Origin of the sequence: Oligella ureolytica DSM 18253 (assembly GCF_000373745.1) — a bacterium.
In the GTDB taxonomy this organism is placed as follows: domain Bacteria; phylum Pseudomonadota; class Gammaproteobacteria; order Burkholderiales; family Burkholderiaceae_B; genus Oligella; species Oligella ureolytica.
The window spans coordinates 80,211-92,905 of sequence record NZ_KB892279.1 but is presented as its reverse complement, the minus strand read 5'-3'; the positions used below and the strand labels follow the sequence as shown (position 1 = coordinate 92,905).

General features: G+C 46.5%; 10 protein-coding genes. 3 read left to right on the top strand and 7 right to left on the bottom strand.

Features of this window, described 5'->3' with window-relative positions:
• Nucleotides 1-8: 8 nt before the first annotated feature.
• The 4 genes from B092_RS0100405 to B092_RS0100390 form a co-directional block, all read right to left on the bottom strand.
• Nucleotides 9-1,121 carry an NAD(P)/FAD-dependent oxidoreductase gene (locus B092_RS0100405; protein WP_018573265.1) on the bottom strand — a complete coding sequence of 371 codons (1,113 nt, stop codon included), beginning with the start codon at nt 1,119-1,121 and terminating at the stop codon, nt 9-11.
• Between the two features lies 1 nt (nt 1,122).
• Entirely contained in the window at nt 1,123-1,644 is a 522-nt protein-coding gene (locus B092_RS0100400; protein ID WP_018573264.1) for a flavin reductase family protein, read from the bottom strand.
• 35 nt (nt 1,645-1,679) lie between these two features.
• The gene (gene pdxH / locus B092_RS0100395) at nt 1,680-2,312 is read right to left on the bottom strand and encodes a pyridoxamine 5'-phosphate oxidase (RefSeq protein WP_018573263.1); all 633 of its coding nucleotides are present in this window, start codon (nt 2,310-2,312) and stop codon (nt 1,680-1,682) included.
• A gap of 105 nt (nt 2,313-2,417) precedes the next feature.
• Complete coding sequence (locus tag B092_RS0100390; protein WP_018573262.1) at nt 2,418-3,071, bottom strand: gamma-glutamylcyclotransferase; 654 nt, start codon at nt 3,069-3,071, stop codon at nt 2,418-2,420.
• A 110-nt stretch (nt 3,072-3,181) separates the two neighbouring features.
• Between B092_RS0100390 and B092_RS0100385 the strand changes: the two genes are divergently transcribed.
• The gene (locus tag B092_RS0100385; protein WP_040607930.1) at nt 3,182-3,988 is read left to right on the top strand and encodes a tRNA threonylcarbamoyladenosine dehydratase; all 807 of its coding nucleotides are present in this window, start codon (nt 3,182-3,184) and stop codon (nt 3,986-3,988) included.
• 30 nt (nt 3,989-4,018) lie between these two features.
• Here B092_RS0100385 and B092_RS0100380 read toward each other — a convergent pair whose 3' ends face one another.
• Together B092_RS0100380 and uvrA are read right to left on the bottom strand one after the other, a co-directional pair.
• The gene (locus tag B092_RS0100380; RefSeq protein WP_018573260.1) at nt 4,019-4,711 is read right to left on the bottom strand and encodes a Sir2 family NAD-dependent protein deacetylase; all 693 of its coding nucleotides are present in this window, start codon (nt 4,709-4,711) and stop codon (nt 4,019-4,021) included.
• An 11-nt stretch (nt 4,712-4,722) separates the two neighbouring features.
• On the bottom strand, nt 4,723-10,410 hold the full coding sequence (gene uvrA, locus B092_RS0100375) for an excinuclease ABC subunit UvrA (protein WP_018573259.1): 5,688 nt from the start codon (nt 10,408-10,410) through the stop codon (nt 4,723-4,725).
• Nucleotides 10,411-10,731: 321 nt separating this feature from the next.
• Here uvrA and B092_RS15560 point away from each other — a divergent pair, with 321 nt between their 5' ends.
• The gene (locus B092_RS15560) at nt 10,732-10,872 is read left to right on the top strand and encodes a hypothetical protein (protein WP_018573258.1); all 141 of its coding nucleotides are present in this window, start codon (nt 10,732-10,734) and stop codon (nt 10,870-10,872) included.
• 238 nt (nt 10,873-11,110) lie between these two features.
• Nucleotides 11,111-12,058, top strand: coding sequence for a glycosyltransferase family 2 protein (locus B092_RS0100365; protein WP_018573257.1), 948 nt, complete (start codon nt 11,111-11,113; stop codon nt 12,056-12,058).
• An 18-nt stretch (nt 12,059-12,076) separates the two neighbouring features.
• Here B092_RS0100365 and B092_RS0100360 read toward each other — a convergent pair whose 3' ends face one another.
• Nucleotides 12,077-12,667: a hypothetical protein gene (locus tag B092_RS0100360; RefSeq protein WP_018573256.1), complete on the bottom strand. Its 591-nt coding sequence runs from the start codon at nt 12,665-12,667 to the stop codon at nt 12,077-12,079.
• Nucleotides 12,668-12,695: the final 28 nt, after the last annotated feature.

Genomic DNA, 12,695 nt, shown 5'->3' with positions numbered 1-12,695 from the left:
ATAGATTATTATAATTGCTGAGCCACTTCGTCGGCAATCGCCAGTGCAGCGGTTAATCCGGGGGACTCAATACCAAATAAGTTTAACAAACCGGCCACCCCATGTTCTGCCTTAGAGCTGATGACAAAATCAGCTGCCTGTTGGTGAGGCCCACTCAGTTTTGGTCTAATGCCGGCGTAAGCTGGGTGTAGCGTATTGTTTTTTAGTGAAGGCCAATAGCGTCTGACTGCTTTGTAAAAGCTGTCTACCTGCTCCTGTGCAACATCGTAGTTTTCTTCTTGGACCCAAGTGACATCCGGGCCGAATTTGATTTGACCGGCTAGATCTAATGTCAAATGTACACCTAAGCCGGCACGAGTTGGCATAGGATAAATTAAATGCTTAAAGGGTGATTTTCCAGTGTATGCAAAATAACGGCCTTTACAGTAATAATAAGCTTCAGGAATGTGTTGTGCATCCAGGCCTTTGATAGCTTTTGCTAATTCAGTTGCATGTAGCCCTGAGGCGTTGACTAGGTAGGCGCAGCTTATAACGCTTTGATCGGCATCGTCAAAATAGCATTGAAAGTGATTAGGACCTTTAATATCGACCCCTTTTAAAGGGGTATTAAGTACTATTTGTGCACCTGCTTGCTCGGCTTCACCTAATAACGAAAGCATCAGCGCATGACTGTCTACAATCCCTGTAGAGGGGGAGAGTAGGGCTAACTGACAGTTTAATTCGGGTTCTAATTGCTTAACTTCTTCTGCAGATAGGATGCTTAGATCATTAATACCGCATTGCTCCGCATTGTCTTTGATCGCCATCAGCTGAGCCGTCTCTGTATCATCGGTAGCGACGAGTAACTTGCCAAGACGTTGGTGCGGGATATGCTGTTGTTGACAGTAATCATATAAAAGCACTTTACCACGTAGGCAAAGCTTAGCCTTTAAACTATCAACAGGGTAATATAATCCGGCATGAATAACTTCGGAGTTACGGGAGCTGATACCTGAGCCGAACGAGGACTCAGACTCAACGATCAATACTTCTTTGCCTTGTTGTGTCAATGTACGGGCAATCGCTAAGCCAATGACGCCGGCACCGATAATGACGCATTCTATATCGACAGGGGGATGCATTTTATTTTGCAAAACGACTGGTAGGTGTTAGGTCAAAGGTGCCGGCATGGAAAACCAGTGGTAATTTATTGGTATGCTGACAGCGCTCTACATAACCCACCATGATCAAGTGATCGCCGGCGACATGGTGTTGCTCATTGGCACATTCAAACACGGCAGAGCAGTATTCGGAAGAAAGTAGAGGTGTGCCTGTCTCGCTAAATTCCCAATCAATACCTTCAAAGCGATTAGGTACCTTGGCAGTCGAGAACTGCATGGCTAAGTCAATTTGGTCATTAGCTAAAATATGAATGTTGTAATGCTTGCTGTTTTTAAATAACTCAAGGTTTTTGGAAACCAAACGCAGACACCACAAAACCATGGGAGGATTGAGAGATACCGAGTTAAAGGAACTGACGGTGAGTCCCACAGGAGTATTGCTCTCAGGATCTGTTGTGGTAACGATTGCCACACCGGTAGCAAAACGGCCTAGGGCCAGTCGGAAATCTTGTTCGCTAAAATCAGCTTGACGTTTAATAGACATAGTTAAATTTAATTGATTGACAAGGTATTATAGGCTTAAGGTGCTAAGCGTGTCATTGACCACTTGTCATTTTCTTTATTGTAGAGTAATCGATCATGCATACGCGACGGGCGACCTTGCCAAAACTCTATTTTTGACGGCACAACTAAATACCCACCCCAGTGCGGAGGCTTAGGCACTTGGTCAGGATACATAGCAGAGAAGTCGTCAAAACGTTGGCTGAGCTCTTTGCGACTGAGGGGTTGGCTTTGCAATGAGGCCCAAGCGCCAATGCGTGAACCATAGGGACGGCTATTAAAATACTCAGTTGAGTCTGCCTCTGAGAGCTTGTGAGCAAAGCCATTAATCCTGACTTGACGCTCTTGTTTAACCCAGAAAAATAACAAACTTACGTGTGGGTTGTATGCAATGGCTTCACCCTTGGGCGAGTCATAATTGGTAAAGAAGACAAATCCCTTATCGCTATATTCTTTTAGGAGGACCATGCGAGCTTCAGGCTCATTAGCCGAGTTAACGGTTGCTAAGGTCATCGCATTGGCTTCGCGCTCAGTGTCTTGACAGGCCAGCTGAAACCAACGGTCAAAGAGTTCAAAAGGGTTTTGTGTGGTATCTTGCTCCAGTAATTCAAGCTTTTCATAGCGATGGCGCATGTGCGCTGTTGAACCCATAGCTTTTTCTTCCAAAATATACTTTAAACTAAAGTTATATTTTACACTGAAGCGTAGCTAACTTCAGCGCTTTAGTCGCCCGTTGATGCTGCCGGTTGAATCGACTCATAGGTGTTGACGAATGAGATCGGCAAGGTGGTAGAGTTCAGGATCATCGATATTTGCTTCTTTGAGGGCATCCGCTGTCTCCAGCACATATTCCGTACAAGGGCCGTAGATGCCTGTTGCACCTAACACCACGTGAAGAGTTTCTTCAGGCGAGAGGTCACCAACGTAGGAGTAATCATCCGGATCCATGACAAAAGCCAACGCTTTGACAGTGCCTTCGGAGGTTTCACAATCCAGCCACATGGGGATATAGGAGCTGTTTGGCATTTCTCGTTTCCACAAGCGACGCATTGTATTGAGTAGATCCTCATTAGGAAGTTTGTAGACGGCGCCTTCACAGTGCCCGGATTCTGCTAGACCAAACACCAGACCGGGACGCTCTGGGGTCCCACGGTTAACGCTGGACCAAAGACACAGCGAACGGTGGTAGCCCTGTATCACGCAACGGCGATTCTCTACGTAGTCAAACTCAGGACGCCAAATAAGCGAGGCATAACCAAAGACCCAGATATCTTTTAGTTCATCCAGTTGGGCTAACGCTTCTTGTAAGGAAGCTTCTCGCTCTTCTTCGGTCCACAGACGAAAGTGCTTAAAATGTAGTTCTGCCTTTGCCAATAGACTTGGACTTAAGTCAATATACTTACTATTCACGAATTTATTTGATTAAAAAAGTTAAAATAGACCCTTGATTGTAGCATTGACTGTTTTTTGTAGATGCATTAAAACCTGCTTGCAAAGGGATTTAGGGAGTGAGCTTGACGATGGCTGAGTATGATTTAGAGCGACGTTTTGGTGGTCTTAAGCGTTTGTATGGTGATGAGGCGCTGAATATCATTGGTTCTAAATCTGTGATGGTGGTTGGCATAGGTGGTGTCGGCTCTTGGGCAGCTGAGGCGTTGGCCCGGAGCGGTATAGGACGTTTGGTGTTAGTGGATTTGGATGTGGTCTCTGAATCCAATATTAATCGTCAGATTCATTCACTTACCAGCACCTTAGGTCAGAGCAAAGTCTACGCAATGGCTGAGCGTCTGCGTGACATTAACCCTCAATTGCAGCTAGAGATTATTGATGATTTTGTTGATACTGGCAATGCTCGTACAGTGATAGAGTCAGCTGCGGTTGATGTGGTGTTAGATTGCGCTGATCAAGTAGCGGCTAAAATTGCCATGGCGGTCGTATGTCGAGATTTAGGAATACACTTTATTATGTGTGGGGGCGCAGGTGGTAAGTCTAATAGCTTGGCCTTAAATTTTACTGATTTGAGTCAAGCACGCAATGATGCCTTACTCGCTAAAATACGTCAGCAATTACGTAAGCAGCATGGCTATGCTAAGGGGAGTGATGGACAAGGCAAAGCTTTAAAAAAAGTGCCGAGCATGGGGGTGCCTTGTGTGTGGATTAATGAGCCGGCGTTATTGCCTTGGGGTCCGGAGAGCGAAGTGGAAGGTGAGGGAGTCTTGCGCGGACCGCAGGGACTCGCCTGTGCCGGTTATGGTTCATGCGTAACAGTCACTGCTGCGATGGGGTTGGCAGCAGTGAATCAGGTACTGAGATATTTTTACCGCTAAGAGTTTACCTCTAAGCGTGTCAAGCTGAGCTTACGCTTTGTCTAGGAGACGTTTTTTGAGTGCACGCATCCCCTCAGAAGCGCCTAATTGGTAGAAGTTCTCCTGATGGGTAAAGTGATTCTCTAATCCCTTATCAATCACATATAGCTCACAATGAGATGGGATAAAGTCAATTAAGCCCGCTGCCGGGTAAACCTTCATCGAGGTCCCGATGACCAAAAAGATATCAGCTTGACTGGCGATTTCTGCCGCTTCTTCCATGGCCGGGACCATCTCACCAAACCAAACGATATGGGGGCGAAGCTGTACACCGCGTTCGTCCACGTCGCCGATATTTAAATCACCGGTCCATTCTATGATACCTTCTTCTTCAGAATCTACCGGACGAGCCTTACAGAGCTCGCCATGTAAGTGGAGTACCTTGGTAGAGCCTCCGCGTTCGTGGAGGTTATCAACGTTTTGGGTAATGATATATACGTCAAACTCATCTTCTAAAGCAGCCAGAATTTTGTGAGCATCATTGGGTTCAACCTCCTGAAGTTGTGCTCGGCGTAAATTATAAAAGCGCATCACTAATTCGGGGTCACGCCTAAAGGCCTCGTGCGTTGCGACGTCTTCAACGCGATGATTTTCCCATAAGCCATTGGAGTCTCTAAACGTTTTTAAACCACTTTCAGCGGAAATGCCGGCGCCGGATAAAACAACCAATTTCTTTTTGCTCATTAATAATCCCTCTAATTATTTCTTTCCATGAATTGCTTGAGTGCTGCGCCGGTGTGCGAGTGTTCGTGTCGGTCCATTAAATGCTCTGGCGTACCGCTCGCAACTAATTGACCGCCTTCAGTGCCACCTTCAGGACCTAAGTCTACAATCCAGTCTGCTTCAGCCATAATGTCTAAGTTGTGCTCAATAATAACAACAGTGTTACCGGCATCGACCAGACGGTGAATGACTTGAATGAGCTTTTTCACATCAGCCATCGATAAACCGACGCTCGGTTCATCCAAGACATATAGTGTATGCGGTGCGCTGGAGGCACGACCGGTTTTATGAATGCCCTCATCTAAGCGTGCTTTGAGTAACTCAGTCACTAGCTTAATGCGCTGAGCCTCACCACCTGATAGGGTAGGCGATGGCTGGCCTAAGGTCAAATAGCCTAAGCCGACATCTTGGAGTAACTTTAAGCCTCGATGGATTTTTGGATGAGCGGTAAAGAAATCAATCACCTCATCAACTTCTAAGCTGAGGACATCACCGATGTTTTTATCGCGAACTTTAACCGCCAAGGTTTCGGGGTTGAAGCGTTGACCTTCGCACAGCTCACAGTTGACTTTCACATCAGGTAAAAAGCTCATTTCGATGGTTCGCATACCTTGGCCGTCACACATTGGGCAACGCCCATCACCTGTGTTAAAGGAAAAGCGTGAGGCATTCCAACCCTGAAGCTTCGCCATGCGCGTCTGAGCAAATAGACGTCTCACATCATCCCAAATACCAATATAGGTAGCGGGCGTTGAGCGTGGCGTTTTGCCAATAGGTGTCTGATCAACTTCCAGGATGCGTTCTAATTTATCCCAGCCGATAATGTCTGCACAGCCCTTAAAATTGGTGGTAGGCTCTCGCTGACCGACTTTACCGCGAAGATTTTCTAATAAGACATCGCGAGCTAAGGTGGATTTACCGGAACCGGATACGCCAGTGACGACGGTTAGTCGACCGATAGGAATGGCGGCATCAACCTCTTGCAGATTGTGCAGTGTTGCCTTTTTAATTTCTACCATTGGGTGGTTTTTAGGGATGTCACGGCGAGGCTGCATTGGATGTGACATTGGATTACGTAAAAACTCACCGGTCAGTGATTGCGGTGAATTTAAAATATCCTCATAACTGCCCTGGGCAATGACAGTGCCACCGCGCGTGCCGGCGCCCGGGCCCATATCAATAATATGCTGGGCACGCTTAATGGTGTCTTCGTCATGCTCGACGACGACCAAGGTATTGCCGTTGCCTTCTAAATGGCTGAGAGCATTGAGTAAAATCTGATTATCCCGAGGGTGAAGACCAATTGTCGGTTCATCCAATACGTAACAGACGCCTTGAAGGTTAGAGCCCAACTGTGCCGCTAGGCGAATACGTTGAGCCTCACCGCCCGATAAGGTGGGAGCGGCTCGGTCTAGGCTTAGATAGTTTAGCCCTACGTTGCGCATGAATTTTAAGCGACTGCGAATTTCATGGAGTACATCGCGAGCAATTTGTTGCTCTCGTTCAGTCATCGTTACCGTTAAGAAGAAATCCTCTAAGTCCTCGACTGAGTATTCACTGAGTTTATGGATAGGTAGCTTTTGCCAGAGTACATTACGTGCTACTTCATTAATACGCGCACCGTGACAGCTTGGACAGGTACTGTCACCTTCTTCTGTCTCACGATTTAACCATGATGTTTCTTCTCCGGTCAGTTCTTCTTTAAAGTCTTTCAGTTTTAAACCGGTACCAAAACAGCTTTCGCACCAACCGTGCTTTGAGTTATAAGAGAACAACCGTGGGTCCGGTTCAGGGAAGCTTCTTGAACAAGACGGGCAGGCACGTTTAACAGAGAAATGCTTTTGTTCTAAATAATCAGGTGTGAGTGGTTTCTCAGGATCCAATTCGTACAAGATGCTGAGTTGTCCTTGACCGTGAGTCAGTGCAGTATTGATGGCCTCACGCAGTTCGGACTCATTGGCAGGGTCAATAATAATATCAAGCACAGGGAGTTCAATGGTATGTTCTTGGTTGCGGTCAAGGCGCGGCCATGGGTTGACCGGAATAAACTCATTATCTACCCGCAAATGAGTGTAGCCTTTATTGTCTGCCCATTTAGCGAGATCGGTGTAATACCCCTTACGAGCAACGATTAGGGGAGCCATTATACCGATTCGCTGACCGCGATGATGGGTCATGATATGAGCCAAAATTTGATCGGGCCTTTGTGGTTCGACCGGTACTTGGCAGCAAGGACAGTATTGAGTGCCTAGCTTGACGTATAGGAGTCGCAAGAAGTGGTGAATCTCCGTCATCGTGCCCACGGTCGATTTGTAACCACCCCGACTGGTTCGTTGCTCAATAGCGACCGTAGGTGCGATGCCATAAATAGCATCAACATCAGGTTGGCCTGCCGGTTGAACAATGGAACGAGCATAGGCGTTGAGTGATTCTAAATAGCGACGTTGGCCTTCTTGGAAGAGAATATCAAAGGCTAAGGTGGATTTACCGGAGCCGGATACGCCGGTAATTACGGTAAATTTGTCTCGTGGAATTTCTACATTAATTCCCTTTAGGTTGTGCTCGCGTGCGTTGAGAATCTCAATGTGATTGCTTGCTGAGCGGCGCTGTGCTTTGCTGTTTGCTTTGTACGCGTCTGCTGAGACGATGGCTTTGTCCGCAGCCATGAGCTGGGTTGGGTGGTTAATGTGTGCCTTACGGACGATATCGTCCTCATACTCATTTAATGCTTGCCCTGTATACGAATTAGGAAGTTTCTTTAATGTGTCGGGTGTGCCTTGGGCAAGTACTTTACCCCCATGTTCACCACCGCCGGGGCCTAGGTCAATCAGCCAATCCGCTGCGCGTACCAGATCCAGATTGTGCTCAATAATAATCAGCGAATGCCCCGCTGCGAGCAGCTTCCTAAAGGCCTGCATCAGGCGTGCGACATCATCGAAGTGTAGGCCGGTCGTTGGCTCATCAAATAAAAATAATGAGCCTTTGAGGGCTAACTGCTTGCCCTTGGTGCGGCTTCGAGAAGCTTCTGCTAAGTGACCCGCTAATTTGAGGCGCTGTGCCTCACCTCCGGATAAAGTGGGTACCGGTTGACCCAGCTTGACATACTCTAAGCCCACATCAATGAGTGGTTGTAATGCAGTCTGCACTTCTCTTAAGCCTTTGAAGAACTCTAAAGCTTGATAAACTGTCATTTCCAGTACATCATCGATGGAGGCGGATTGGCCTAGGTGCTCAACACGTACCTCACACACCTCATCTCTAAAGCGTTTGCCGTGGCAATCCGGGCAACGTAAATACACATCCGACAGGAATTGCATTTCAATATGCTCAAAGCCGGTTCCTTTGCAGGTAGGGCAGCGACCATCACCACTATTAAAGCTGAATGTGCCCGGTTTGTAACCGCGCTCAAGACTCATGGGAGCTTGAGCAAAAAGATTACGAATGGCATTAAAGGCGCCGACATAACTGGCCGGGTTCGAGCGAGCAGTTTTGCCGATCGGACTCTGATCGACCATCACTACGGAGGCGAGTTGCTCTGCGCCTAATAAGTGTGTGTATTCACCCGGAGACTCAGTGGGCTCTCCGAAATGCTTTAGCAGCGCAGGGTAGAGCACATCTTGGATGAGGGTGGATTTCCCTGAACCCGATACGCCGGCAACACAAACAAGGCGATTAAGCGGAAAAGCAACATCGACATTTGTTAAGTTATTATGGTTTACGCCTTCCAGTATAAGCTTTGGCGTTTGAGCGCTGACCTTCATCGGTAGCGGTGCTTCGACTCTTAACTGGTTTCCTAGGTATTTGCCGGTCAGGGTGTCGGCACTGCGTAGGTCGTCGGGGGTGCCGTCAAAGACAATATGACCGCCACGTTCGCCGGGACCGGGGCCAATCTCTAAAATGCGATCAGCCGCAACCATCACTTGGGGGTCGTGCTCAACGACAACGAGAGTGTTGCCGGCGTCACGTAGACGCTGCATGACCTCAACAATACGACCCATGTCGTGAGGGTGTAAGCCAATAGAGGGTTCGTCCAGCACAAATAAGGTATTGACCAAGGAGGTGCCAAGCGCTGTGGTAAGGTTTATCCTTTGTACCTCACCACCTGAAAGCGTCCGACTCTGTCTATCGAGTGATAAATAATCCAGTCCGACATCACATAAATAGCGTAGGCGATGACGAACTTCTGTCAGCACTAATTCACTGGCTTTATCTGAGTGCTCATCAAAATAGGGGCTATTAAAATAATCTCTTAAATGACCTATCGGCAACTGCATAAGATCATGAATGGCTAAGCCGGGTAGTTGCTCCAGGGTGTTTGTTGACCAGCGGGCTTCGACCGGCATAAAGCGCTTATAACGACCCTCGGCATAGTCAGCTTGTTGACCATCGCCTAAGCGCCACAAGTTAGCATCGGCTTTTAGACGCGAACCTTGGCATACAGGGCAGGGCGTATAGCTTCTGAATTTTGACAATAAAATACGCACATGCATGCGATAGGATTTGCTTTCCAGCCAATCGAAAAAACGCTGTGCACCATACCATTGGGTGTCCCAAGCGCTTTTTTTGCCGGTCCATTCAGGATCTCCCTCAATCACCCATTGCTTCTCAGCCGTATTAAGATCACGCCAAGCGGTATCGGTGCGAATACCTGTTTTTTTGGCATACTTCATGAGGTCATCTTGCTGTACCTTGAAACTAGGTGTTTGCCAAGGGCGTATTGCGCCCTCTGCGAGGCTCAGGCTTTCATCAGGGATCACTAAGCCATAATCAATCCCCATACTTCGGCCAAAACCACGGCAATGATCGCAGGCACCGGCAGGGGAGTTGAAAGAGAAAGTGCTGGCATGTGGTTTTTGATAAGAGATATCACACTGTGCGCAGTGCAGTTGCTGACTGAAAGGCCATACTACCTCCTCGCTATTTTCCAGCAGAGCATAAACATAAACAAAGCCTTGCCCATGATTCAGAGCGTGTTCCAACGCTTCAACTACGCGTTCAGGCTCAGCTTTAGAAAAGCGGAACCTATCCTGCACGACGTAGAGCCTTTTCATCACCTCAAGTTTTGTTTTTTTGGTTTTTTTATCATTGATTTGACGTGTGGTTTCCTCCTCGCGATGAATACGAGTATAGCCCTGCTGCTCTAGGAAAGCTTTGACTTCGTCATCACTAAAATTGGCCGGTACGAGAATAGGGAAGGTCAATACCAGTCTGGGATCATGATGCTTTTGACTGAGCTCGGCGAGTTGCTGTTGAATCGATTGAGTCGTATCTTGGCGTACAGGAGCTGCACATTGCCTACAGAATAAATGCGCAGAATGTGCATACAGTAACTTAATGTGATCATTGAGCTCCGTCATGGTTCCTACCGAGCTGCGTGACGTCCTGACAGGGTTTGTCTGGTCAATCGCAATGGCGGGTAAAATTCCTTCGATGCGTTCAACCTGAGGCTTATCCATGCGGTCCAGAAATTGACGCGCGTAGGGCGAGAAGGTCTCAACATATTTGCGTTGACCTTCCGCGTATAGGGTATCAAACGCTAATGAACTTTTACCCGAACCTGACACACCGGTTAATACTGTAATTTCTTGAGTATTAATTGTGAGGTCTAAGTTTTTGAGATTGTTTTGTTGGGCGCCAAAAATACGGATTTGTGATGACATAAATTATTTAATTCAAAGCCAAGAGACAACCAAGGGAGTCAAGGCGAGGATGGAATAGTAAGAGATTCTTGAGCAGAACTTATAAATGAGGTCGAAGAGACTCTTTTCAAGCTATTTTGCTTTTAAAAAGAGCTAAATGCTATTGTAATATGAATCATCTTTTGCGTTAAAGACGACATATTTTTTAATGTGTTATTAAAAATCAAGCCTTTTCTAGAGCATATCAATAAAATATGGTAGGATTAGAGATTACCCCCGGTATTGATAATATATACATACCCTATATCCTAGGGTTAGAGTTTAATAATTTTAGAGGCGAACATGGCAGAAATTAAGCGTACAAGCCGTAACACGTTAGAGCGTCGTTGCATTAGCAAAGAGTTGAAGCGTTTATATTCAAACTCTCCAAAAGGTGTTTGGAAGATGCTAGAAAAGGTTAACCAAGCAAATAAGCTTAAGTAGTACTTTTTTGAGCTTGAGCTTATTCAAGCTAGCAATAATAAATAATAAAAGGCCGCCGTATTTTATGGTGGCCTTTTATTTTATAAGTCTATTACTTATTGATTGATTGTGCCTAAATGGTTGAAGTTCGTGGTATTTAAGGGAAATATTTTGTTAATAATCGTTCCTTTTTGCTAGGCCATAAACCATTAGACTAGAGATTATTTGATAATCTAGCATTTATTTTTAAGAACATAACATGATGAGTCAATACGGTTTTACCGTGCTCACCCCGACCTATAATCGGGCTGACACCTTGCCACGGGTATATGAATCACTCAAAGCTCAAGACTTTGGTGACTTCGAGTGGCTTATTATTGATGATGGTTCGACAGATGGTACCGCCGAGCTCGTTGCCGGGTGGAGTGATGAGGATATCATTCCTATTCGCTATGCTTGGCAACCTAATCAGCACAAAAAAACAGCCTTTAACAATGGCGTGTCAATTGCTCAAGGTGAGTTGATTGTCGCTTTGGATTCAGATGATACTTTGCTGCCTGATGCTTTGTCCTCGATGTGGGCTACGTGGTACAGTATTCCGGAGAAGCTGCGCGTAGGGTTTATTGCGGTGACCGGTTTGTGTCAGCGGCCTGATGGCAAGGTAGTGGGTGATCGGTTCATTGATGATCAGATGGATATGACCTCAATCGAGATGTATTTTAAGCATCGCCCTCGGGGTGAGAAGTTTGGCTGTTTAAATACGGAGATTTTGCGTCGCTTCCCATTTCCTGAAGAGTATGATGGCTTTGTACCGGAGAGCATTGTTTGGCGCAAAATTGCTCGTGCAGGTTATTTAACTCGTTTTGTTAATGACGTGTATCGGGTTTATTATGATTCGAGTGACTCCTTGAGCCGTCAGGGCTCAACAAATGTTGGGCAGCATGCCATGGGTTTATTGTTGTTAGCTCATGACACGCTCGATAAAAGTATCGCTTGGTTTTTTACGAGTCCATTGGAATTTGTAAAATCAGCGATTCGCTATACACGATTTCGTCTGCATCTTAAGAGAGATAGCCAATCGGTACCGCCTACGGTTCGTCTAAAAAGTCCTGCAGCCTGGGCGCTGGTGGCATTGACCTATCCGATTGGTTGGGGTCTTTATTTAAGAGATCGCACCTGTGCGCTTAGCGGCTGCAAGACGTCCTAAGATAGATATACTAGTTTTTTAGTGCGTGCTGTCTTTGTCGTCAGGGGGTAGGCGATGTCGTTCGAGCCATTCTTCTTCGCTGAGCGCATCATCATGTTCGCCATCCTGATCACCACCGTCATCATCCCAATCCTCGTCCTCCCAGTCGTCAAGATCATCAACTTCTCTAAGACTGAAGGGGACTAAGTCCTCAATGTTATCGGAGGTGGTGACGAGCTCAAACTCATCATTGACAAGCAGAAAGCGCTCTTCAAATTGTCCTTCTTCAGCGTTAAACATAATGCTAAAAAGAAGTCGACATTCGTAGATTTGGGTGTTGATATCTGTGAGGCCGCCGGCATTGCCGAGGATACTTGAATCAGCGCCACCTAGCAGCAGGAACTGTCCTTCTTCTTTGTCTTCAATGGCATGAGTCTCGACACTTTCATCGGCGTCGGCAGGGTTTTTGGTTGCTTCATTACTGTCTAAAACCTGGGCGAAGATGGCAACTTCAAGGCCTTCATCCGTGATGTTTTTTTCGCACAATATGCACTTGCCGGTCCACGCACTCAGTACATCGGCAGTTTTGGCTAAGGCGTCTAGTTCTTCTTCTGTGAATAATTTCTTCATATCAATTTTTGCTGTAAGCAAAGGTCAC

Coding starts and splice junctions, on each gene's coding strand:
- B092_RS15560 (WP_018573258.1), top strand. CDS start 10,732: ATGGCAGAAATTAAGCGTACAAGCCGTAACACGTTAGAGCGTCGTTGC.
- B092_RS0100365 (WP_018573257.1), top strand. CDS start 11,111: ATGATGAGTCAATACGGTTTTACCGTGCTCACCCCGACCTATAATCGG.
- B092_RS0100400 (WP_018573264.1), bottom strand. CDS start 1,644: ATGTCTATTAAACGTCAAGCTGATTTTAGCGAACAAGATTTCCGACTG.
- B092_RS0100405 (WP_018573265.1), bottom strand. CDS start 1,121: ATGCATCCCCCTGTCGATATAGAATGCGTCATTATCGGTGCCGGCGTC.
- B092_RS0100385 (WP_040607930.1), top strand. CDS start 3,182: ATGGCTGAGTATGATTTAGAGCGACGTTTTGGTGGTCTTAAGCGTTTG.
- B092_RS0100360 (WP_018573256.1), bottom strand. CDS start 12,667: ATGAAGAAATTATTCACAGAAGAAGAACTAGACGCCTTAGCCAAAACT.
- B092_RS0100380 (WP_018573260.1), bottom strand. CDS start 4,711: ATGAGCAAAAAGAAATTGGTTGTTTTATCCGGCGCCGGCATTTCCGCT.
- uvrA (WP_018573259.1), bottom strand. CDS start 10,410: ATGTCATCACAAATCCGTATTTTTGGCGCCCAACAAAACAATCTCAAA.
- pdxH (WP_018573263.1), bottom strand. CDS start 2,312: ATGGGTTCAACAGCGCACATGCGCCATCGCTATGAAAAGCTTGAATTA.